Consider the following 22,261-nt stretch of genomic DNA (forward strand, 5'->3'; position numbering starts at 1 on the left):
TTTTTTATAGTGCCAGGCTTGGAAGCATCAGTTTTACCAACACAAGCATAAAGCCTGCGGTGATAATTATCGGTGCCCACCGTACACGCCGGGTTGCCCGTTTATCACTCTTCGTACGGTCGTCGTTGGGTATGAGGATCGAAGACGGGATGCCAAGCGCGTGGGATATTTGCTGTAACTCACTGCCGCTACATTCGTTTGAGCGCTCAAGCTTAACGATGATGGAGGGCTCTAGAGCAGCCTTACTGGCGAGTTCATCGGTGCTCCATCCAAGCGCATGCCGCGCTTCCCGCACATTCCGCCCCAAGGTCTCCATCGATGTATTATCGCCGTTCATGCCTGTAAGATAGCTTTTGGCGTGGTAAATAAAAAGCCCCCACACCTCGATGGTGCAGGGGCTTTCTGATGAGGCTAAAGCCTCAAATTATTCGGCAGCAGTTGCCAGCTTGGCTTCGTTAGCCTTGCGGATAATGTTTTCTGCCATTTCATTCGCGATAACACCGGTCGGACGACCTTCCTTGTCGCTCGCGTTGAAAATCTTGGTCAGTGTTTCGCCGATACGAAGCACTTTGGCTTCACGGGCAGCCGCATCCATCTTCTCTTTGTAAACCTCTGATTCAACGGAGATGATGCCACCAGCGTTGATCACATAGTCTGGTGCATAGAGAATGCCGCGCTGACGAAGTTGTTCGTCTTCCTTGCCTTCGGTCTCAAGCTGGTTATTAGCTGCACCCGCGATGACCGTGGCTTTAATATCGCCAAGAGTTTTTGGGTTCAGCGTGCCGCCGAGTGCACAAGGCGCGTAAACGTCACAGTCCACAGCATGAATGGCGTCAGGAGAAACAACCTCCGCTTCGCCCCGTGCGAGCACTGATTGGATATTGGCATCCACAATGTCGGTCACGATAACTTTGGCGCCGGCACCACGCAGGTGGTCGATCAAATATTGACCAACGTGGCCAAGGCCCTGGACAGCTACACGAACGCCGTTCAGGTCATCTCTACCCAGGCGGTGTTTTACAGAGGCTTGAATGCCGGTGAAAACACCAAGTGCTGTGTGCGGTGATGGGTCACCTGTGCCGAAATCGCCACCATCAAGGCCACATACGAAGTCAGTGGTTTCTGATGCTGCGGCCAGCATATCCGGGCTGGTGCCCACATCTTCTGCGGCATAATAGCTACCGCCGAGGCGGTTAATCATGCGGCCAAACGCGCGCATCAGCTCAGGCGTGCCGAGTTCTTTCGGGTTACCGATGATAACAGACTTACCGCCACCAAGGCGAAGGCCAGCCATCGCATTCTTAAATGACATACCACGGGAGAGGCGAAGAACGTCGTAAACGGCGTCTTGCTCGCCACGGGTTTCTGCGACGTCAATTGGGGCAGAGCGGCGGTGAATGGCTGCATAATCCCAGAAGCGCGTGCCGCCTGTTGCTGGGCCGAGCGCGGTTGAGTGTACAGCAATAATTGCTTTGAGGCCTGTAGCTTCGTCTGAGCAGAATACGACCTGCTCGTGGTTGCGGAAGCTGCGTGAATCGAATACGGGCATTATATAATCCCTTCCAAGTTGAAGTCCCGTTCGGGGGCGTCGCCCCCTACGAACGCACCTCAAACTCCCGCCTGCTCCTTCGGTCCCGCCGTTTTACTCACTGGCTTTGCCGCGTATTATCTTATACCTCACGGGATTTGAGTTGCGCGGAGTATTGCACTCTTTTCACGAAATGAGCTTTCGAAGTTTAGCGATTTTTGCAATCTTCAGATAGTTTTTTGGCCAATTTTATAATTTGTGAACACCGGTAAGAAATATCGTTCCAAACGACAATTTTTATTCACTCACCACCTGCTGTAACGCTACGGAATCAAAGGGCTTCACGTGTTTTGCAGGTGCAACAAAAAAGGGTGCCCAAGAGGACACCCTTTCAGTGTTTTTATGGCTACACTTTAGATATGAAGGGCGTGACCAAGTGCCTTAAGCGCCGCTTCCTGGAAGCCTTCGCTTTGAGTTGGGTGAGCGTGAATTGTACCCGCCACATCTTCAAGGCGTGCCCCCATTTCCAGTGCAAGCGAGAAGGCTGCGGACAGCTCTGATACACCCTTGCCGACAGCCTGAATGCCAAGGACAAGGTGATTGTCCTTACGTGCAACAATACGAACAAAGCCGTCTTCCGCTTCCATCGTCATGGCGCGGCCATTGGCGGAGAAGGGGAAAATACCAACCTTGGTTTCATAACCGACATCTTTGGCCTGATCAGGAGATAGGCCTGCGGTGACGATCTCGGGGTCGGTAAAGCAGACCGCAGGGATGGACACTTTATCAAAGGTGCGTTTTTCACCCGCGATGATTTCTGCGACCATTTCGCCTTGTGCCATGGCTCGGTGGGCAAGCATGGGTTCGCCTGTGAGATCACCGATTGCGTATACGCCAGTCATGGAGGTTTGGCATTTATCGTCAATCGCCACAACACGGCCGTTCATGGTGAGGTCCAGCCCTTCAAGGCCCCAACCTTCCGTTTTCGCGCGGCGGCCAACGGTGACAAGGATCTTGTCGGTAGCGATCTTCTCTTCTGAGCCGTCTTTGGTCTCAACAAGAAGTGCTTTGCCATCTTTTGCGAGGCCTTTGGCTTTAGTGCTGGTCAACACCTCGACGCCCAGCTTTTTAAGGCTGGCAACAACTGGCTTAGTGAGGTCTTTGTCATATTGCGCGAGGATGCGGTCCATCGCCTCAATCACGGTAACCTTGGCACCAAGTTTGGCGTAAGCGATGCCAAGTTCAAGCCCAATATAACCGCCACCGATAACTACAAGCTTGCCCGGCACTTTATCGAGCGACAGCGCCTCGGTGGATGAGATAATGTTGTCACCATAAGGCAGGTTCGGAATTTCGATTGGCACAGAACCTGTTGCCAAAATCACATTCTCAGCCTTGACCGTAACCGTGCCGTCTTTGGTGGTGACTTCACAGGTTTTGCCGTCAATCATCGTGCCCCATCCGGCGATGTGCTTGACCTTGTTTTTACGGAAAAGCCCTGCAATGCCGCCAGTCAGCTTCTTGACGATATCGTCTTTCCAGCCGATGGTTTTCTTAAAGTCGAGTCTTGGCTTTTCAAGGGAAATACCAAGCGCATTGTCACCCGTGAAATGTGAAACCTTCTCGAATTCATCTGCTGCGTGGATCAACGCTTTTGAAGGGATACAGCCTACGTTAAGGCAGGTGCCGCCTGGGTTTTCACCTTCAACAATCACGGTATCAAGGCCGAGTTGACCGGCACGAATGGCAGCAACATAGCCGCCAGGGCCCGCACCAAGGATCAGTACCTTACAATTGATCGTCTCGGTCATCTACGCCTCCATAAACAGTGTGGCAGGGTTTTCCATCAGGGTACGGATACGCTGGATGAACTCTGCTGCGTCCCATCCGTCAACGATGCGGTGATCAAAGGACGACGAGAGGTTCATGATCTTCCGTGGCACAAACCCTCCGTCCTGGAACACAGGACGTACCGCGACCTTGTTGACACCAACGATAGCCACTTCAGGGCTGTTGATGACCGGCGTGGAAACAATACCGCCCATGCGCCCAAGGCTTGAAAGCGTTATGGTGGAGCCTGTGAGCTCTTCACGCTTGATGGAGCCATCGCGTGCGGCACCGGCCAGACGTTTTGCCTCGTCCGCCAGCCCCCACACATCAAGCGCTTCTGCGTGTTTGATGACAGGGACCATAAGCCCGCCTGGTGTTTGTGCTGCCATGCCGATGTGCGCCGCGCCGTACTGATACAGCACGTCTGCATCATCGTCGTAGTGGGAACTGAGCTTTGGATAGTCCTTCAGCGCTTTCACCATTGCCAGCATGATGAAGGGCAGGATGGTCAGCTTGGGCTGATCATCCCGTTTGCTCGCATTCATATGCTCACGCAGGCTCTCAAGCTCTGTCACATCAACTTCTTCAACGTACGTGATGTGAGGGATACGGCGTTTTGCATCCTGCATGCGTTCCGCGATCTTGCGACGGAGCCCAATAACACGGATTTCTTCAACATCTGTGTTGGGCCTGCGGCCAAATCCAGCTGCCGCTGGTGCGCTGGCGCCCGAGATATAGGCATCCAGGTCTTCGTGACTGATGCGGCCCGCAGGACCTGTGCCGTGCACATATTGCAGCTTGATGCCAGCATCCATGGCGCGTTTACGTACAGCAGGTGAGGCAAGTGGCTTTTCACCTTCAGCGCGCGGCGCGCCGCTTGGGCGTTTTACCGCCGTCGGCTTGGGAACTGGAGTTTTCTTGGGTTCGGGCTTTGGCGTGGGCGCTGGTTCCGGTGTTTCCACTTTCGCCTCCGCTGCAGGTGCCTCCTCGGCCTTCTCTTCGGCTTTTGGGGTGTCAGGGATGTTATTGCCTTCCCCTTCAACCTCAAGCGAGATGATCACAGTGCCCACCGCAGTCATCTCACCAATTTCGCCAAGCAGTTCCTTTACCGTGCCATCAACAGGTGAGGGGATCTCTACCGTAGCTTTATCGGTCATCACGCCAGCCAACACGTCGTCCTCTTTGACAACGTCGCCAACTTTTACGTTCCATTCAACGATCTCGGCTTCGGTGATGCCTTCGCCAACATCGGGCATGCGTATTTTATAAACACCCATGATCAAGCCTCCATCATTGCTTTAAGTTCTTTGCCAACACGTGCCGGCCCTGGGAAATAGTCCCATTCCTGCGCGTGCGGGTATGGTGTATCCCAGCCCGCCACTCGTACAACAGGTGCTTCGAGATGATAGAAACAGCGCTCTTGCACCTGTGAGGCCAGTTCCGCGCCGAACCCTGAAGTCAGTGTTGCCTCATGAAGAACCATGCAGCGGCCTGTTTTCGTGACAGATTCGATGATAGTATCGATATCGAGCGGGAGCAGGGTGCGCAGATCGATGATCTCGGCGTCAATGCCTGTTTCCTTCACTGCAGCTTCCGCCACATAGACCATCGTACCATAGGTCAGGATCGTTACATCTGCGCCTTCACGGAAGACAGATGCTTTCCCGATTGGCACTGTGTAATGCCCTTCAGGCACTTCACCGAGCGGATGCTTGGACCAGTTGGTCGCAGGACGGTCGTGATGGCCATCGAACGGGCCGTTATACAGTCGTTTCGGCTCGAAAAAGATCACCGGATCGTCGTCTTCAATCGAGGAAATCAAAAGGCCTTTTGCATCATATGGGTTTGACGGAATGACCGTTTTCACGCCAGAGACATGCGTGAACAGTGATTCCGGGCTTTGGCTATGGGTCTGCCCGCCAAAGATACCCCCGCCGCACGGTGTGCGGATAGTGATCGGGCAGGTGAAATCCTTGTTTGAGCGATAGCGAAGCCGCGCGGCCTCTGAAACAATCTGGTCATAGGCGGGATAGATGTAGTCCGCGAACTGGATTTCCACACACGGGCGCAGGCCATATGCGCCCATGCCAATCGCAGTACCAACGATACCGCTTTCGTTGATGGGGCTATCAAACACGCGGTTGGTGCCGTATTTTTTCTGTAAGCCAGCGGTACAGCGGAAAACACCACCAAAATAGCCGACGTCTTCGCCGTATACGACGACATCATCATCTTGGCCGAGTTTCACGTCCATTGCATCGCGGATGGCTTCAATCATTGACATACGCGGCATGGTTATACTCCAAGCTTCTGACGTTGTTCACGAAGGTGCTGCGGCATCTCTTTGTAAACATCGTCGAACATATCTTTCGGGCTGGCACCCGAGCCCATCACGCCGTAGCTCTCGGCTTCCTTGGTGGCGGCGCGAATTTCGTCATTATATTCCGTCTCAGCCTGAACCTGGCGTTCATCACTCCATAGCCCACGGCTTACCAGATGGTTTTTGAGGCGCAAGATTGGGTCACCAAGCGGCCAGGCGTCGGATTCTTCCTTCGGGCGATATTGTGACGGATCATCTGACGTTGAGTGTGGTGCTACCCGGTACGTTACCCACTCAATAAGCGTTGGGCCAAAACCGCGCCGTGCACGCTCTACTGCCCACTTGGATGCGGCATATACGGCAAGGAAGTCGTTACCGTCGACCCTGAGGGCCGGGATGTCGTAGCCAAGGGCTCGCTCAGCGAACGTAGCATGATCACCGCCTGCGATACCGCGGAAGCTTGAGATCGCCCACTGGTTATTCACCACATTAAGGATAACTGGTGGTTTATATACCGATGCATTGACAAGCGAGGCGTGGAAGTCTGTGGCGGCCGTTGAGCCGTCACCGATCCAGCCTGCTGCAACCTTGGTATCGCCCTTGATCGCTGACGCCATTGCCCAGCCAACGGCCTGAATGAACTGTGTGCCGAGGTTGCCGGAAATGGTGAAGAAACCATGCTCTTTCGAGGAGTACATGATCGGCAGCTGGCGGCCCTTCAACGGATCGCGTGAGTTGGAGAGGATCTGGCAGATCATATCAACCATAGGATAGTCAGTTGACAGAAGCAGGCCCTGCTGCCGGTAGGTTGGGAAATTCATGTCGCCTTTGGAAAGCGCCGCCCTGAAACCAACGGCAATCGCTTCTTCGCCAGTACACTTCATGTAGAAGGATGTCTTGCCCTGACGTTGCAGCGTCATCATGCGCTCGTCATATGCCCGTACCCGGATCATATTCTTGAGGCCGGTGAGCAGCACATCATCGTCCAGCCCTTCGGCCCATGGGCCAACCGCTTCCCCCTCGGTGTTCAAGACCCGAACCATGGTAGAGGCAAGCTCTTTCATGTCCGCAGCTTTGCAGTCGATCTCCGGGCGTCTTACGGAGCCAGCCTCGGGGATAACAATGCCCTCAAAGTTGGGAGCATCGCCCGGACGACCGGGAGGTTCAGGTACGCGAAATTTTAGTGGTCCATATTCAGACATGACGTGTTCACACCCTAGTAATGACGTATGAAAAATATGTCAGCAATACTGACTTATTTCACACAAATTGCAAGAGCTTTCTGGGGCGGCTTCCAATCCGCTTCGTAGGTGGCGGGCAGTATAAGGCTTTCCCCCGTGTTTGGTCCAGTCATGGGCCGGATAACTGTTGCGACGATTGAACTTGCTGACTATTAAATGGGAAGTTTCAAGAGAATCATGCGTGAGAAAATCCCCAATGCGGGCAGGTGATAGATCAAAGATTAACCCGACTAGACGTCGCGTAATCCAGTTGGTTGCGGCAGCAACCGGCATTTCCTTCCTGCCCTCTCAGGCGAAGGCTTCGACGCCCACTGTACACTGGGCTGGGCGCCTTATGGGGGCGGAAGCAGAGCTCACCCTGTACCATGAGGATGAGAGCACCGCTCGCCGTGCAATAGAAAGCGTGGTTGCCGAAGCACAGCGTTTGGAACGGATATTCTCGCTCTATCACCCGAGTTCACAGCTGATTGAGCTGAATACTAAAGGCGCTCTGGCATCTCCTCCGACGGAAATGGTTAAGTTGCTTGAGCAATCCCGCGCTTTCTGGAAGGTGACCGGGGGTGTATTTGACCCTACAGTCCAACCGCTTTTTGAGCATTATGCGGACCGCTTCTCATCACTTGGGAGCGCGAAAAAGCAGCCCCTAGTGCAGGTTCTGGATAGAGTGGGCTTTGACAACGTCACATATAATGACGAGTTAGTGAGCTTTAATAAGCCGGGCATGGCGCTAACGTTGAACGGTATTGCCCAAGGGTATATCACCGACCGGGTTCACGACATGCTGAAAGCTGCCGGGTTTAAGGCAGCGCTTATCAACATGGGTGAGTATCGTGCTTTGGGGCCAAAGTGCGATGATACGCCATGGCGCGTTGGTATTGCGGATGCGAAAAAGCCTTGGCAGCTTTATGATACGCTGGAGGTTTCCGGTGGCGCCATTGCCACTTCTGCACCAAGCGGTGCGACTTTTGATGCAGACGGGCGGCACCATCACCTATTGCATCCGCATCTCGGCACCAGCCCATCTTATTACCGCAGTGTCACGGTTAAAGCACCGTCAGCCACGTGTGCCGATGCGCTTTCTACAGCGTTTTCGATCATGCCTGTTGACGATATTAAAAGGGTCGCTTTACGGATGGCGGATGTTGGTGTTCTCTTGAGAACGCAAGCCGACGAGCAGATCAGAGTTAATCTGTAGCTGCTACTTCTGGCGCCGAGACCGCGGATGCGGGCGCCGTTGCCGCCACCACATGTAAATACCTGTTCCAGCCAGCGCCATGAAGATGACGGCCGCCATGTCCATGATGAAGGGGCCAAAAGGCCCCATAATCCTGCCGCTATGAACATCCGCAATAAATCGGTGTGTGGTAACATTGCCGACACCATGCGCTTGAAGCGCTTGCGTTTTAACTGCTGTGGGCAGGGCAGATGTAGGGTTCGACCAGTTGCTTATGGTGTCACTCTGCGTCGCGTTGCGCCAAGTCAGCAGATCAGAGTCCGCAACATACAGGTCTCCGTCTCCCTCCAGTGCAATGAGGTTGTCGGCAGTCAGCCCAACACGGTCAATGGTGGCGGGCAGCATCGCACCGTTTAAGTGTTCAATGAGCTCACCATCTGAAGTGAGGACAAGCATCTCGGATGGACCTGCAGCAACAAGAAGCTGGCCTGTGAAAGCCGCGCCACGAAACTCAGCAATCTGTTGGTCAAGCGCAGTGCCTGAAAGAAACAAATAACCATCAACTGATAGCAACCAGCGCCCATCCAGTTCGACACCGATGGGTGTGGGGGCTTTGAAGCTGTAGAATGTGGTTGCGAGCCATGGGGATAGCGACTTTTCATAGAGTGAAAAACGATCCGCGTGTGAGAGCAGTATCCCAGTAAGCGACAGAACGAGCACAAAGGCTGCAGCTACTAAACCCAGCCGCCTATGCCAGCGTGTTAGGCTGGCTCTCAGGTGGGCGAGCTTGCGCTTTTTGACGCGCTCCTCCGGGTTATGTAGCGGTGCATTCATCAGGAGCGCTTCTCAGACGCGGTGATTTTATGCAAGTGCAGGGCGAGTGTGGCCATCTTGCGCATCGCATTCACGGAGAGTGTGGCGCCGGAGATGCCATCAATGTTCTGGTCCAGTTGCCCTGCGTCATTGAGTGCAGCCCCCGTGAACTGGCCGCGAAATGCGGGATACTTGATCTCCCATCCGCGGGTTTCGCGGTAGACGAGAACGTTGGTTTCTACGATCTGTCCGCCGTCAACAATAAAGCCAGCGGTGATCGGCTGCTCCTTCCCGATCTCCTCAAGAATCCAGACGGAGCGTTGGTCCCTCAACCAGTAGCGCATCCTGATTTGGGGCAGGCGTCGCCCCATGATGGCGGTGATGTCGTTTTGTATGGCCTTGGTTAACCACAAAACCTTGGGTTTGGGGGCTTGTCCACCAAAGGCCTTTTCCACAAAAGCGTCCGGTTTCTCGTAAACCTCCTCCTTGGCGGGGGAGGCTAGAGCATCTGATTGGAAGGCGGGCGACAAGGCAATGATGACAGCAAGGATACCTTGGCTCACCCAAGCCAGGTGGCGCGTTTTACGCTTCTGAATTTCCAGAACTGAAGTCAAGATTTCCGCCATTCGCCTTTATGGCGGCGCCCTCCACGGAAGGCGCCGATCACTCTTTAGAACTGATAGCCAAGACCCAGGTTGATGCGGTCATCGCCGTCAGCACCAAAAGAAAGTTTTTGAGACTGATAGTCAAACTTAAACACTACACTCTCGTGTGGCCAGTAGTTCAAGCCAAATGTGGTGGTCTTTTTGTTTGTGTCTGCGTTCAGGCCAGCTTCGTTGTCCCATTCTTCGTGACGGGCAAAGAAACCGAGCTCGCCAAGGGTAGGGGTAAGGCTGAAGCGGTAGCTTGGCTCAACGTACCAGCCCAGTTGCTCATCGCGGCCCAGCGCTTCCGCGCCCGCGCTATCAATATCCCACCGTGCATAAAGAGCACGTAGGCCAAACCCGTTTTTGAGTATGTTTGCGTGCGCTTCAAAGAGCGTGGCGTCAGCTCCTTCAACACCTTGGGTAACATCACCTTGGCGCTGGTATGCGGCTGCAACCTCAACACCCGGTACCGCTGTCCATTTCAGGCGTGCGGTGAACGCACCTTTTTCAGCCGGTGCTTCCGCCACTTTCTTGCGGCCACTACGGATCTTATAAGCACTGCCGCCCGTGGTAGGGACCTCAAGACCCGAGGTGTAATAAATGTCGTAGGAAAGGCCCGTGGTTAGTTGCCCATGGAAACCGGCACCAGCCTCCCACCAAGTGGTAGGGATGATGTCTTTTTCGACATTGTTGCGCTCTACGCCGTAGAAGGTATTTGGCTCGTGGGTTTCATTGAGGATACCCACGGGCATCAGGAACAGGCCAGCGCGCAGAGTGTGGCGGTCATTATCGCCAAACTTGAGGCCGAGGCCGGTTGTCAGGTCCATATCAACAAAAGCTTGCTCAAGTTCGACTTCGCCCGGCTTTCCGTCACCTGCGAGTGAGTGTTCAAGCTCAAGCTCAGAAGCAAAGTTGATCCAGTTATTGAAGCGGTGATTGGCAAAGAGCACAAAACGGTGGAAATCGATCTGGTCGGCGTCGCCACCATTGTAGTGAAGCTCGCCGTAACCTCCCACAGAAGTACGGGAGGCCCAAAGTGCACCACCGTCATTTTCCGCAAGGGCGGTTTCTACCATGCCGCTTGTTGCTTCAACTGCGGCGGTGTTTGTGGCGACTTGTTCGCTCAGGGCGGCGATCTGCTCGCGGTCCGCTTTGGAAACCTCTACGCCTTCCATGCTCAGCCGCTCAACCTGATTTTGCAGGCTTTTGATCTGCTCCTGCTGTGCAAGCAACATCTTCCACATTTGTTCTTTGCTGGGCATTTCGTCCTGCGCTACAGCGCCAGTTGCGAGTACTGCGCTGACAGCAATTACCGAAACGGAATTGGAGATAAGGCGTTTCATTTCATTTCCCGGTTTTAGTTTGGGCCCTGGCCGAAATGGAGAAGGGCGCTTTGAGTTGCGAATAAAAATGATAATTATTCTTATGTTTCAGGTGGGTGATTATGGAAGGCGGAGAGGCAAGTCAATTGACTTTGATACTCATTATCGACTTGGGCGCTGTATAGCTTCGGGATGTGACTGAAACGCAACAGGCGGTGCGTTTGACACACCGGTGATTATAGAAAAGGCTGCAAGCGTTAACACTTGCAGCCGGCTAAGGTTGGGCTGGGATAGGAGTTAAAGCTGATCAAGCAGTTTCATTAAAAAGCTCACGGCCGATGAGCATGCGGCGGATCTCAGAGGTGCCTGCACCGATCTCATAAAGTTTGGCGTCGCGCCAAAGCCTGCCGGTCGGATACTCGTTGATATAGCCGTTGCCGCCCAGCGTCTGGATCGCTTCGCCCGCCATCCATGTTGCTTTCTCGGATGCGAACAGGATGCAACCTGCGGCGTCTTTACGTGTGGTTTCGCCTCGGTCACAGGCCGCAGCCACAGCGTAAACATAAGCCCGCGCCGCCCCCCATGTGGCATACATATCGGCAAGTTTGCCCTGCATAAGTTGGAATGTACCAATAGGTTGGCCGAACTGTTCACGCTCATGCACGTAAGGGATAACCGTATCAAGGCAGGCTCGCATGATGCCGAGCGAACCGCCAGAAAGCACCACGCGCTCATAGTCAAGGCCAGACATCAGCACGTTCACACCACGGCCTTCTTCACCCACAACGTTCTCGAACGGGACAAAACAATCCTCAAACACCAACTCACAGGTATTTGAGCCGCGCATGCCAAGTTTGCCGAGCTTTTGTGCCGTTGAGAAGCCTTCCATGCCTTTCTCGATGATAAAGGCCGTTATGCCGCGTGGTCCTGCTTCCGGGTCAGTTTTCGCGTATACCATGAGCACATTGGCGTCCGGGCCATTGGTGATCCACATTTTGTTGCCGTTGAGGATATAGCCGTCGTTACGCTTGTCAGCCCGCAGCCGCATGGAAACCACGTCTGAGCCCGCGCCGGGTTCAGACATCGCCAGCGCCCCAACGTGTTCGCCAGAGATCAGCTTGGGCAGATATTTTGCTTTCTGCTCGTCGCTTGCGTTCTTGGTCAATTGGTTGACGCAGAGGTTTGAGTGAGCCCCGTAGCTCAGGCCCACGCTGGCAGACGCGCGGCTGATTTCTTCCATCGCAATAACGTGCGCGAGATAGCCCATATCAGCGCCACCGTGTTCCTCCGGTGCTGTCATGCCGAGGATGCCAAGCTCACCCATTTTTGCCCACAAGTCGCTCGGGAACAGGTTCTTCTCATCGATCTCAGCGGCGCGGGGTGCAATCTCATCACGGGCGAAACGCGCAACAGTCTCGCGCAGCATTTCGATTTCTTCATCATGACCAAACTTAAGGTGTGGGAACTCGAACATGATTGGGGTCCTTCTGGGTCCTGTAACAGGCTTTTCTATTGGTCTTCTATGGTCAGCATCACAGCGCCGCCGGTTATTTGATCGCCTTCACGAAGGCTGAGGTTGGCAACAACACCGTCGCGAGGTGCAGCGATCGTTTGTTCCATTTTCATGGCTTCCATAACGATGAGGGCAGCCCCTTTGGTAACGGTGTCACCATTTTTGACTTTTACATCGAGGATCTTGCCGGGCATGGGCGACAGGATGGTGCCCGGGCCGTCTGCATCATCATCGCCGCCGCCATCGCGGGCGTGACGGGCGAGGGTGAGTGTGGTGTCGCCGCGAACGAGCGTCACATGGCTTGGGCTTACCTCGGCAAACAGCCGTTCGCGTTTGCCATCCACCACCAGGGTGAGCACATTTCCGGTGAGCGAGATAACCTCTGCATGAACTTCGGTGCCGCCAATATTGGCGCATAGGGCTTGATCGCTGCCTGAGAGCGTGACGGTGACTAGTTCATCATCACTGCCATCGAACCAGAGCAGTTCGCTGGCGCTCAAATTCAAGCGAAAGCCGTCATGGATAGCCCAAGGGTCGCTACCGTGGGTCTGACCACGACGGTTGGCAGCAATAGCAAAAGCAGCAACCGCGTAATCCTCAGCCTCGGCCTTCTTGGCGGTCAGCAGGCTTTCACCATGGTTTTCAATAAACCCTGTGTGGACGTCACCGCTTCTGAAATCAGGCTCCTGCAAGGCACGCAGAAGGAAATCACGGTTTGTAACAAGGCCTGTAACTGGTGTTTCACGCACGAGCGCGGTGATAGCGTCAATCGCCTGCTCACGGTCTTCGCCCCATGCAATCAGCTTCGCGATCATAGGGTCATAGTGGATGGAAACCGTATCGCCAGCGCGCACGCCGGCATCAATACGCCCGGTAGGCCCAGCATCTGCAAACGGGTCAAACATCCCAAGCGTGCCAATGGATGGCATAAAGTCGTTATAAGGGTCTTCTGCGTAAAGCCTTACCTCAATGGCGTGCCCGTCGCTGAGTACTTCTATCTCATCTTGAGAGAGCGGTAGAGGCTGGCCTTCAGCGATGCGAATTTGCCATTCCACCAGGTCTTGGCCGGTGATCATCTCCGTCACCGGGTGTTCGACCTGCAGCCGGGTATTCATTTCCATGAAGTAGAAGGGCGCGTTCTCAAGCCCGTTTTCAACGTCCACGATAAACTCAACGGTGCCCGCACCCTGGTAATTAATCGCCTCAGCGGCTTTGACGGCGGCTTCACCCATAGCGCGGCGCATCTCTGTGCTCATGCCGGGGGCGGGGGCTTCTTCAACAACTTTCTGGTGGCGGCGCTGGAGGGAGCAGTCCCGCTCCATCAAATGAACGGCGTGGCCGTCATTGTCACCAAATACCTGCAGTTCAATATGGCGTGGTTTCTGGATGTATTTCTCGATCAGGAGCTCAGGGTTGCCGAAGGAGTTTTTGCCTTCACGCGCGGCGGCTTCAACTGCGGCAGGCAGGTCTGATGCCTTAAACACCTTGCGCATGCCTTTGCCGCCACCACCCGCGACCGCTTTGATCAAAACGGGGTAACCGATCTTGTCAGCCTCAGACTGAAGTGTGTCGATGGACTGATCTTTGCCGTGATAGCCCGGCACCACCGGCACCCCGGCGTCGGTCATCAGCTTTTTGGCAGCCCCCTTAAGTGCCATAGCGCGCATGGAGTCAGCCGACGGGCCCACAAAAATGATGCCTTCTGCCGCGCAAGCCTCTGCGAAATCAGGGTTTTCGGATAGGAAGCCATACCCTGGGTGCACGGCATCCGCGCCTGTGAGCTTCGCGGCGGCGAGGATTTTTTCCGCGCGCAGGTAGCTTTCTGATGCACTTGGCGGCCCAATGTGTACTGCTTCGTCAGCCATCTCCACATGCAGGGCTTGTGCGTCTGCGTCGGAGTACACGGCCACGGTTTTGATGCCGAGCCGCTCGCACGTGCTGATAATGCGGCAAGCGATTTCACCCCGATTGGCGATCAGGAGTTTTTTGATGCGTTTGCTCATGCGTCCAAACTCCAAGCTGGCTGACGTTTTTCAAGGAATGCGCCAAGGCCCTCACGGCCTTCATCGCTGGTGCGGCGGGCGGCGATACGGTTGGCTGTATCTGCCTGCAGCTCAGATGTGATCTCACGGCCCACAACATCGGCTATCAGTTTTTTGGCATCACGCTGGGCACCCGGGGCGCCTGCGAGGATGTTTTTGAGCATCACATGGGCGAGGCTGAAGGCATCCTGAAGTGAGGGGGCGACTTCATGGATCAATCCGATCCGCCGCGCCTCAGTACTATCAAAGCGTTCAGCGCTCAGGAAATATCGCCGCGCTGCCCGCTCGCCGATCGCCGCCACCACATAGGGGGAGATGGTCGCCGGTGTGAGGCCTAGCCGAACTTCTGAGAGCGAAAACTTGGCCCCTTCAACCGCGATGGCGATATCGCAGCAGGAAACCAGGCCAACACCGCCGCCAAAGGTGGCGCCGTTCACGATAGCGATTGTGGGTTTCGAGCAGCTGTTCAGCGTGGCGAGCATATCTGAAAGGCGCATGGCGTCTTCCATATTCTGTTTTTCAGTATAGCTGGCTGCTGCTTTCATCCAGTTAAGGTCAGCGCCAGCGGAGAAGCTTTTGCCGGAGCCGGTGAGCACGACCGCGCGAACGTTATCGTCCTTATCGAGCTTGCTGAACGCATTGTTCAGCTCCCAGATCAGGTCGTCATTGAACGCGTTATGGACGTCGGCCCGATTGAGCGTGACAGTCGCGACGCCGCGATCATCAATGCTGGTGAGAAGGGTGTCTACCATGCTCATACTCCTTACATCCGGAAGACGCCGAAGCGCGTGGCGTCTATCGGGGCGTTCATGGTGGCGGAAAGGGCGAGGCCAAGCACGCGGCGGGTGTCCGCGGGGTCTATCACCCCGTCATCCCATAGCCGGGCGCTGGCGTAATAAGGGTGACCCTGTTCTTCATACATATCGCGGATAGGCGCTTTGAATGCCGCTTCGTCGTCGTCTGACCAGCTCTCGCCGCGGGCTTCCATGCCGTCCCGCTTAACGGTCGCGAGTACACCTGCGGCTTGCTCACCACCCATCACGGAAATTCGTGCGTTTGGCCACATCCAAAGGAAGCGGGGTTGGTAAGCCCTGCCGCACATGCCGTAGTTGCCTGCGCCGAAGCTACCGCCGATAAGGATGGTGAACTTGGGTACATTTGCGCAGGCTACAGCGGTGACCATTTTAGCACCATCACGGGCGATGCCGCCGTTTTCATACTTCTGGCCAACCATAAAGCCGGTAATGTTCTGCAGAAATACGAGCGGGATACCGCGCTGGGCGCATAGCTCAACGAAATGCGCGCCCTTCAGCGCACTCTCCGAGAACAACACACCGTTGTTGGCGACGATACCAACCGGAAAGCCGTGAATATGGGCGAAACCGCATACGAGTGTTTCACCATAGAGCTTTTTAAACTCGTCAAATTCGCTGCCATCTACAATACGGGCGATGATATCGCGCACGTCGTAAGGTTGGCGCGTATCTTTGGGGATAACACCGTAGATCTCGCGCGGGTCATAGAGCGGCGCTTTGCTATCGCGCAGCTTGACGGGCACTTGTTTTTGACGGTTCAGGTTCGAGACAATACGCCGTGCAAGGCCAAGGGCGTGATAGTCGTCTTTCGCTAGATGATCCACAACACCGGAGGTGCGGGCGTGTACATCGCCGCCGCCCAAATCTTCCGCTGACACAACTTCGCCCGTGGCCGCTTTAACGAGCGGCGGGCCACCAAGGAAGATGGTGCCTTGGTTTTGCACGATAATGCTCTCGTCAGCCATCGCGGGCACATAAGCGCCGCCAGCGGTACAGCTTCCCATCACCACGGCGATCTGCGGGATGCCCATGGCTGACATTGTGGCCTGATTATAGAAGATACGACCAAAGTGGTCCCTGTCAGGGAACACCTCGTCCTGATTGGGCAGGTTCGCACCGCCGCTGTCTACAAGGTAGATGCAGGGCAGGCGGTTTTCGCGGGCAATCTCCTGCGCGCGCAGGTGCTTCTTCACCGTGACTGGATAGTAGGTGCCGCCCTTCACGGTGGCATCGTTACATACGATCATGCACTCCACACCCTCAACCACGCCAATACCGGTGATAACACCAGCTGCCGCGATATCGGCGTCATACATGCCGTAAGCCGCAAGCTGGGAAAGCTCGAGAAACGGCGTGCCGGGGTCAAGAAGCGTGTTTACGCGGTCTCTTGGCAGAAGTTTGCCGCGTGCGAGGTGTTTCTCCCGCGCGCGCTCAGGCCCGCCAAGCGAAACAGCGGCCACTTTTTCCTTAAGATCATCAACCTGTGCCTGCATGTGTGCGGCATTGGTTTCAAAATCCGGGCTGCCGGGCTGAATGCCCGAGGTTAACACTGCCATAGGTAAGGTCTCCTGAGGTCGCTTTTCCGGCTGGAATTGCGAAGCAACTATTGCCATGTGCTGGCAATATATGGAAAAGGGTGATATTGGTAAAATCGAATGCAAAAATGGAAACCATAGATAACGTCTATGATGGATCTTTATCTCCTTCGCTACTTTCTCGCGGTTGTTGAAACGGGCAGCTTTACCCGTGCGGCAGACCGTACCTTTGTCACGCAGCCCACACTTTCAGCGGGTATCAAAAAGCTTGAAAGCCAAGTGGGGCAGGCGCTTTTTGAACGCTCTAACCGCCGGGTATTCCTAACGGACGCAGGCACGCGCTTTTTACCGCGGGCAAAGGCGATCCTGCATGAATGCAATCTGGCTATGCAGGCGCTGGAAGAAAACGCGAGCGCGCCGGTGTTGCGCCTTGGCGTACTCACAACTCTGTCCAACCGCGCTGTGGGGGAATTGTTGGCTGGTTTCAAAGCGGCTGAGCCCAAGGTGACCATTGAGGTTTATGATGGCACCGAGCAGGAGCTTACCAACCGGCTGGATGACCGCAGCCTGGATTATGCACTTTCCGTCTATCGCGGTGAAAGCACGGAGCGGGCCGTGAAGCTTTTTGACGAAGACTATGTCTTCATCCTGCCGCGCGGCCATAAACTCGCGAACCGCAAAACCGTTGCGGCTTCTGACCTGGCTGAAGATTATATGATTGTGCGCAGCAGATGCGAGGTGCTCTCGGAAACCAGCCGGTATTTCACGGATCATAACGTGCGTCCGCGCCTTGTGTACCGCACACCCAATGATAGCCGGGCAATCGCCATGGTTGCGGCGGGGCTTGGCGGCACCGTGGTGCCGGAAAGCTTGGTGGATGAACGGGTGGACGTAGTGCGCCTCAAGGGTTTTGACTACCGGAGGCAGCTCGCGCTGTTCAGGCCAAGGTATCAACTGGCCGACAGTAACACTCAACTCGCCGCCGATTTCGAACGTCATATCGAAAATCGGTGGGGAAGCTATCTGCCTGTCGGCTAGATGTCATCGGTTCGGTAAACGATCGTAATAGTAGCCTGCGGTCGTCTTTTCGCATCAACGGTCGGCTTTCTGGTAACGCTTGGGGTTGAACCAGACGGCAATTATTTACGTAATCAGAAGCGCTTACACTTTTTTTCGAAGGGTTCGCGGCTTTTGGTCTGTATAGTGTTTCAGTAAAGTGTTTAGGGGTCGAGATGAACGAGGGTGGTATGAATTCTGGCCGGATAGTGCTGGTAGCGATTTTTGTAGTGTTGGCGGGTGTTTCCGGCTGGCTTATCTTGGATGATAACGCGGATGCTGATCGCGGAATGCGCGGTGATCGTGCGGTTACCGTTGTTAGCCAGGAGGTAGACACGCGGCGTTTCGCTGATGTTGTTGAAGCGCTTGGCACAGCCCGGGCGAGAGAGTCCGTGACCCTGACGGCGCGCGTCTCAGATACAGTCCGCAGCGTTCTTTTTGAAGATGGGCAGATCGTCAAGAAGGGCGACATTCTTATCAAACTTGAGGATGATGAAGAAATAGCCCAGCTTCGTGAGGCAGAGGCCAACCTCAAGGAAGCTGAACGCAGCTTTGAGCGTATCAAAAACCTCGTTAATCAGGGCAACGCCTCAACGGCGGCACTGGATACAGAACAGCGTCGGCTTGACGAAGCACGCTTCCGGCTGCAGGCAGCCCGCGCACGGCTTGATGATCAGCGGGTTGTCGCGCCGTTTGATGGCATGCTCGGGCTCCGGCAGGTGAGCGAAGGCTCGCTGCTCTCGTCCAACGCGCCGATCACCACCATTGACGCCATTGACCTTATCAAGCTCGATTTCTCTGTGCCGGAGCGGTTTATCTCCACCCTGAACCCCGGTCAGATGGTTGAAGCACGTGTTTCCGCATACCCTGATCGTCTGTTTAAAGGGGTTGTACGCACCATCGATAGTCGCGTTGATCCTGTCACACGTTCCGTGATTGTTCGCGCAGAAGTTATGAATGAAGACAATGCCTTGCGGCCTGGTCTTCTTATGCGAGTTGAGGTTCTGAGCCGTGAATGGGAAGCAGTTGCGGTGCCGGAACAGGCGGTCGTGCCAACAGGTGGCCGCCACTTTGTGTTTGTGATGAACGGTGACACCACCGAGCGCCGGGAAGTGCAGCTTGGGCTGCGTCGTCCCGGCTATGTTGAGGTGACAGAGGGGCTTTCCGTTGGTGACCGAGTGGTGGTTGAGGGGACGTTGCGCCTTGGCCGGCAAGGCATGAAGGTGCGGGATATGGCTGCGGATACCGCAGCAGGAGATGCATCATGATCCTTTCGGATGTTTCGGTAAAACGGCCGGTTTTTGCGGTTGTTGTCAGTTTGCTGCTGATTGCTTTTGGCCTGATCTCGTTCCAGCAGCTTTCAGTGCGGGAACTGCCGGATGTTGACCCGCCGGTTGTGGGTGTGCGCACAAACTATCCGGGGGCTAACGCGGCTGTGGTTGAAACACGGGTTACCCAGATTATTGAGAGCGCAATCGCTGGCGTTCCCGGCATCAAAACCATTGAATCGACCAGCAACGACGGCCGCTCCAGCATCAACGTTGAATTTATGCTCAACCGCGACATTGATGCGGCAGCAAACGATGTGCGGGACCGTGTGAGCAGGGTGCTCAACAACCTGCCGGAAGAGGTAGAGCCGCCAGAAATTTCAAAAGCGGATAACGATACTCGGCCAATCCTGTGGTTCAACCTCACGAGCCCGGTGATGGATATCCTGCAACTGACCGACTATGCGGAGCGTAATATCGTTGACCGCCTTTCGGTGGTTGACGGTGTTTCCGGCGTGCGTATTGGTGGGCAAAAGCGGTATGCTATCCGTATCCATCTTGATCGTCAGGCCATGGCCGCGCGGGGTGTAACGGTTTCTGACATTGAAGCGGTGATGCGGTCTGAGAACGTGGAACTGCCAGCAGGTAAGATCCAGAGCATCAAGCGAGACACCATCGTACGCCTCAACCGTGAATATTCTCGCCCGGAAGACTTCGCCACCATGGTGATCAAAGAAGGCGCGGACGGCGGTTTTGTGCGGCTTGGCGATATCGCTGATGTTGAGCTTGGCTCTGAGCGTGACGAGCGTACGTTCCGCGGCAACGGTATCCCGGTTATCGGCCTTGGTGTTGTAAAACAGTCTACCGGCAATACGCTGGCTGTGGCGGAAGCTGCGAAGGCGGAAGCCGAACGTATCCGCGAAACACTGCCGGAGAGCATGGAGCTCATGGTTGCCTATGATAGCTCCGTGTTTATCGATAAGGCGATTGACGAGGTCTACTTTACGCTGGCCGTGGCTATGGGCCTCGTGGTTCTGGTGCTCTATCTATTCCTTGGCAACATCAAAACGGTACTCGTTCCCGCAGTTACTGTGCCGGTTTGCATTATTGCAAGTTTCTGGGTGCTAAACCTTGCGGGTGTTTCCATCAACCTGATCACGCTTCTGGGGCTCGTTATGGCAATCGGCCTTGTGGTGGATGATGCCATTGTGGTGCTGGAGAATATCTATCGCCGCGTGGAGGAGGGGGAGCCCGGCCTTCTGGCAGCTTATCGGGGCGCGAGCCAGGTTGGTTTTGCCGTGATCGCGACCACGCTGGTGCTGATTGGCGTGTTTGTGCCCATCATGTTCCTGACCGGCAACGTAGGCCGCCTGTTTGGTGAGCTTGCGATCACCATGACGGCTGCTGTGGTGTTCTCAAGCCTCGTGGCACTGACACTTAGCCCCATGATGTGTTCTATTCTGGTGCGTCGCCGCAACAAAAAGCCAAAGTTCGCGCAGATGCTGGACCGGGTTTTCAAGCGCATTCAGGCAGGCTACGCAAAGCTCTTGAACGTTTGCTTGGCCAACAAGACGATCGTTACCCTTTGTTTCCTCACCTGTTTTGCCTTTATCGCAGGCGTTCAGTCTCGCATCCCGACAGAGCTTGCGCCGGTTGAGGACCGTGGTGGCCTCTTCATGCGGGTTAAAGGGCCGGAGGGGGCGAGCCATGAGTTTATGGTGGAGCAGGCGCTCAAGATCGAGGAGCAGGTTCTGCCGCTACTTGACACCGGCGAGCTGACCCGCTTCCTTCTGCGGGTTGATGGCGGCGGCGGTTGGGGTTTCATCATCCTGACACCGTGGGACCAACGGGAGCGTAGCTCAACCGAGATCCTTGAGGAACTGAGGCCGAAGCTCATCAACAATGTGCCGGGCGTTCAGGCTATCCCTATTGAAACATCAGGACTTTCCCGTCGTGGTGGCAGCTCCGAAAGCTTCCAGTTCGTGATTGGTGGTTCGACCTATGATGACCTTGGCCGGTTCAAACAGATCGTGTTGGATGAGCTTGCGAACTATCCGGGCCTCGTGAATGTCGATACCGACTATGAGGAGACCCAACCGCAGTTCAAGGTGCGCATCAACCGGGCACGGGCCGCCGATATGGGGGTCTCTATCCGCGAGATCGGGCGCACGCTTGAGACCATGATGGGCGGCCGCCGGGTCACCACATTCGTGAGCGATGGTGAAGAATATGACGTGATCCTGCAGGCGCGTAAATCTGACCGCCAGCAGCCTTTGGATATGGAAAATATCTATGTAGCTTCAGGCCGCACGGGTGCGCTTATCCCGCTCACCAACCTTGTGGATGTGGATGAAGTATCGGGTGCGGGTGACTTGCGCCGGTTTAACCGGGTGCGAGCGCTCACTGTCTCGGGCAATATGGCACCGGGTTATACCATCGGGGAAGTCACTGAATATATGGAACAAATGGTGCGTGAGGTGATCCCTGATGTCACCACGATCGACTATAAGGGCGCGACCCGTGAGTATAAGGAAGCGGGTGATGATATCTATTTCATCTTTGCGCTTGCGCTTGCGGTTGTGTTCCTGATCCTCGCGGCCCAGTTTGAAAGTTTCATCCACCCGTTTGTGATCATGCTGACGGTGCCGCTCGCGGTTCTTGGTGGGCTTCTCGGGCTATACTGGGCGGGAAGTACGCTCAATATCTATAGCCAGCTTGGGCTTATCATGCTCATTGGTTTGGCCGCAAAGAACGGTATCCTGATTGTGGAGTTCGCGAACCAGCTGAGGGATGAAGGCAAGTCGATCCGCGAGGCACTTATTGAGGCGTCAACCCTTCGCCTGCGCCCCATCATGATGACAGGGCTCTCAACAGCCATGGGTGCGGTACCGCTGATGCTGGCGTCTGGCGCGGGGTCGGCAAGCCGTCAAACCATTGGTGTGACTGTGTTTGGGGGCGTGATCATCGCCACTTTCTTCACGCTTTTCATCGTGCCGGTGTTCTTTGATATGTTCGCGAAATATACAAAATCACCCGGCCATGTAGCCTCAAAACTCAAGGAGTTTGAGGACAAGGAAGCCAAAGGCATCCCGGCAGAATAAGACGGGAATATCACGAGAGATCAAACAAGGCGGCAGATGAATATCTGCCGCCTTTC

The 22,261-nt window shown here is 55.1% G+C and carries 17 protein-coding genes; 4 read left to right on the top strand and 13 right to left on the bottom strand.

Going from position 1 to position 22,261, the window contains the following annotated elements:
• Window positions 1-4: 4 nt before the first annotated feature.
• The 6 genes from ACN0XZ_RS06255 to ACN0XZ_RS06280 all read right to left on the bottom strand — a co-directional run bounded on the left by ACN0XZ_RS06255 (window position 5) and on the right by ACN0XZ_RS06280 (window position 6,880).
• Window positions 5-337 (bottom strand): helix-turn-helix domain-containing protein, encoded by a 333-nt coding sequence (locus ACN0XZ_RS06255; protein WP_417456874.1) that lies wholly within the window; start codon window positions 335-337, stop codon window positions 5-7.
• Between the two features lie 87 nt (window positions 338-424).
• Complete coding sequence (locus ACN0XZ_RS06260; RefSeq protein ID WP_417456875.1) at window positions 425-1,549, bottom strand: Glu/Leu/Phe/Val family dehydrogenase; 1,125 nt, start codon at window positions 1,547-1,549, stop codon at window positions 425-427.
• 392 nt (window positions 1,550-1,941) lie between these two features.
• Complete coding sequence (lpdA, locus tag ACN0XZ_RS06265) at window positions 1,942-3,339, bottom strand: dihydrolipoyl dehydrogenase (RefSeq protein ID WP_417456876.1); 1,398 nt, start codon at window positions 3,337-3,339, stop codon at window positions 1,942-1,944.
• Window positions 3,340-4,635, bottom strand: a complete 1,296-nt coding sequence (locus tag ACN0XZ_RS06270) for a dihydrolipoamide acetyltransferase family protein (RefSeq protein ID WP_417456877.1) — start codon at window positions 4,633-4,635, stop codon at window positions 3,340-3,342.
• A gap of 2 nt (window positions 4,636-4,637) precedes the next feature.
• The gene (locus ACN0XZ_RS06275) at window positions 4,638-5,651 is read right to left on the bottom strand and encodes an alpha-ketoacid dehydrogenase subunit beta (protein WP_417456878.1); all 1,014 of its coding nucleotides are present in this window, start codon (window positions 5,649-5,651) and stop codon (window positions 4,638-4,640) included.
• A gap of 2 nt (window positions 5,652-5,653) precedes the next feature.
• On the bottom strand, window positions 5,654-6,880 hold the full coding sequence (locus ACN0XZ_RS06280) for a thiamine pyrophosphate-dependent enzyme (protein ID WP_417456879.1): 1,227 nt from the start codon (window positions 6,878-6,880) through the stop codon (window positions 5,654-5,656).
• A 220-nt stretch (window positions 6,881-7,100) separates the two neighbouring features.
• On the opposite strand from ACN0XZ_RS06280, the gene ACN0XZ_RS06285 reads away from it, so the two are divergent.
• Entirely contained in the window at window positions 7,101-8,114 is a 1,014-nt protein-coding gene (locus ACN0XZ_RS06285) for an FAD:protein FMN transferase (RefSeq protein ID WP_417456880.1), read from the top strand.
• 3 nt (window positions 8,115-8,117) lie between these two features.
• Here ACN0XZ_RS06285 and ACN0XZ_RS06290 read toward each other — a convergent pair whose 3' ends face one another.
• From ACN0XZ_RS06290 to ACN0XZ_RS06320, 7 genes are all read right to left on the bottom strand, one after another.
• Window positions 8,118-8,927 (bottom strand): PepSY domain-containing protein, encoded by an 810-nt coding sequence (locus ACN0XZ_RS06290; protein ID WP_417456881.1) that lies wholly within the window; start codon window positions 8,925-8,927, stop codon window positions 8,118-8,120.
• The gene (locus ACN0XZ_RS06295; protein ID WP_417456882.1) at window positions 8,927-9,520 is read right to left on the bottom strand and encodes an FMN-binding protein; all 594 of its coding nucleotides are present in this window, start codon (window positions 9,518-9,520) and stop codon (window positions 8,927-8,929) included. The genes ACN0XZ_RS06290 and ACN0XZ_RS06295 overlap by 1 nt, the downstream gene beginning before the upstream one ends.
• A 56-nt stretch (window positions 9,521-9,576) precedes the next feature.
• The gene (locus tag ACN0XZ_RS06300; protein WP_417456883.1) at window positions 9,577-10,896 is read right to left on the bottom strand and encodes a porin; all 1,320 of its coding nucleotides are present in this window, start codon (window positions 10,894-10,896) and stop codon (window positions 9,577-9,579) included.
• Between the two features lie 286 nt (window positions 10,897-11,182).
• Window positions 11,183-12,349, bottom strand: a complete 1,167-nt coding sequence (locus ACN0XZ_RS06305; protein WP_417456884.1) for an isovaleryl-CoA dehydrogenase — start codon at window positions 12,347-12,349, stop codon at window positions 11,183-11,185.
• Between the two features lie 35 nt (window positions 12,350-12,384).
• A complete protein-coding gene (locus tag ACN0XZ_RS06310; RefSeq protein WP_417456885.1) occupies window positions 12,385-14,391 on the bottom strand; it encodes an acetyl/propionyl/methylcrotonyl-CoA carboxylase subunit alpha in 2,007 nt (668 codons plus the stop codon).
• Window positions 14,388-15,182: an enoyl-CoA hydratase/isomerase family protein gene (locus ACN0XZ_RS06315; protein WP_417456886.1), complete on the bottom strand. Its 795-nt coding sequence runs from the start codon at window positions 15,180-15,182 to the stop codon at window positions 14,388-14,390. The genes ACN0XZ_RS06310 and ACN0XZ_RS06315 overlap by 4 nt, the downstream gene beginning before the upstream one ends.
• A gap of 11 nt (window positions 15,183-15,193) precedes the next feature.
• Window positions 15,194-16,801, bottom strand: coding sequence for a carboxyl transferase domain-containing protein (locus ACN0XZ_RS06320; RefSeq protein ID WP_417456887.1), 1,608 nt, complete (start codon window positions 16,799-16,801; stop codon window positions 15,194-15,196).
• A gap of 129 nt (window positions 16,802-16,930) precedes the next feature.
• Here ACN0XZ_RS06320 and ACN0XZ_RS06325 point away from each other — a divergent pair, with 129 nt between their 5' ends.
• The 3 genes from ACN0XZ_RS06325 to ACN0XZ_RS06335 all read left to right on the top strand — a co-directional run bounded on the left by ACN0XZ_RS06325 (window position 16,931) and on the right by ACN0XZ_RS06335 (window position 22,205).
• Window positions 16,931-17,818, top strand: a complete 888-nt coding sequence (locus ACN0XZ_RS06325) for a LysR family transcriptional regulator (RefSeq protein ID WP_417456888.1) — start codon at window positions 16,931-16,933, stop codon at window positions 17,816-17,818.
• A gap of 194 nt (window positions 17,819-18,012) precedes the next feature.
• Window positions 18,013-19,104, top strand: a complete 1,092-nt coding sequence (locus ACN0XZ_RS06330; protein WP_417456889.1) for an efflux RND transporter periplasmic adaptor subunit — start codon at window positions 18,013-18,015, stop codon at window positions 19,102-19,104.
• On the top strand, window positions 19,101-22,205 hold the full coding sequence (locus ACN0XZ_RS06335) for an efflux RND transporter permease subunit (RefSeq protein ID WP_417456890.1): 3,105 nt from the start codon (window positions 19,101-19,103) through the stop codon (window positions 22,203-22,205). The genes ACN0XZ_RS06330 and ACN0XZ_RS06335 overlap by 4 nt, the downstream gene beginning before the upstream one ends.
• Window positions 22,206-22,261: the final 56 nt, after the last annotated feature.

It is taken from the genome of Kordiimonas sp. (assembly GCF_048264555.1).
In the GTDB taxonomy this organism is placed as follows: Bacteria; Pseudomonadota; Alphaproteobacteria; order Sphingomonadales; family Kordiimonadaceae; genus Kordiimonas.

What these genes read in the sequence shown, in the direction of transcription:
- ACN0XZ_RS06255 (WP_417456874.1), bottom strand. Translation starts at nt 337, where the DNA reads ATGAACGGCGATAATACATCGATGGAGACCTTGGGGCGGAATGTGCGG.
- ACN0XZ_RS06260 (WP_417456875.1), bottom strand. Translation starts at nt 1,549, where the DNA reads ATGCCCGTATTCGATTCACGCAGCTTCCGCAACCACGAGCAGGTCGTA.
- lpdA (WP_417456876.1), bottom strand. Translation starts at nt 3,339, where the DNA reads ATGACCGAGACGATCAATTGTAAGGTACTGATCCTTGGTGCGGGCCCT.
- ACN0XZ_RS06270 (WP_417456877.1), bottom strand. Translation starts at nt 4,635, where the DNA reads ATGGGTGTTTATAAAATACGCATGCCCGATGTTGGCGAAGGCATCACC.
- ACN0XZ_RS06275 (WP_417456878.1), bottom strand. Translation starts at nt 5,651, where the DNA reads ATGCCGCGTATGTCAATGATTGAAGCCATCCGCGATGCAATGGACGTG.
- ACN0XZ_RS06280 (WP_417456879.1), bottom strand. Translation starts at nt 6,880, where the DNA reads ATGTCTGAATATGGACCACTAAAATTTCGCGTACCTGAACCTCCCGGT.
- ACN0XZ_RS06290 (WP_417456881.1), bottom strand. Translation starts at nt 8,927, where the DNA reads ATGAATGCACCGCTACATAACCCGGAGGAGCGCGTCAAAAAGCGCAAG.
- ACN0XZ_RS06300 (WP_417456883.1), bottom strand. Translation starts at nt 10,896, where the DNA reads ATGAAACGCCTTATCTCCAATTCCGTTTCGGTAATTGCTGTCAGCGCA.
- ACN0XZ_RS06305 (WP_417456884.1), bottom strand. Translation starts at nt 12,349, where the DNA reads ATGTTCGAGTTCCCACACCTTAAGTTTGGTCATGATGAAGAAATCGAA.
- ACN0XZ_RS06310 (WP_417456885.1), bottom strand. Translation starts at nt 14,391, where the DNA reads ATGAGCAAACGCATCAAAAAACTCCTGATCGCCAATCGGGGTGAAATC.
- ACN0XZ_RS06315 (WP_417456886.1), bottom strand. Translation starts at nt 15,182, where the DNA reads ATGGTAGACACCCTTCTCACCAGCATTGATGATCGCGGCGTCGCGACT.
- ACN0XZ_RS06320 (WP_417456887.1), bottom strand. Translation starts at nt 16,801, where the DNA reads ATGGCAGTGTTAACCTCGGGCATTCAGCCCGGCAGCCCGGATTTTGAA.
- ACN0XZ_RS06325 (WP_417456888.1), top strand. Translation starts at nt 16,931, where the DNA reads ATGATGGATCTTTATCTCCTTCGCTACTTTCTCGCGGTTGTTGAAACG.
- ACN0XZ_RS06330 (WP_417456889.1), top strand. Translation starts at nt 18,013, where the DNA reads ATGAACGAGGGTGGTATGAATTCTGGCCGGATAGTGCTGGTAGCGATT.
- ACN0XZ_RS06335 (WP_417456890.1), top strand. Translation starts at nt 19,101, where the DNA reads ATGATCCTTTCGGATGTTTCGGTAAAACGGCCGGTTTTTGCGGTTGTT.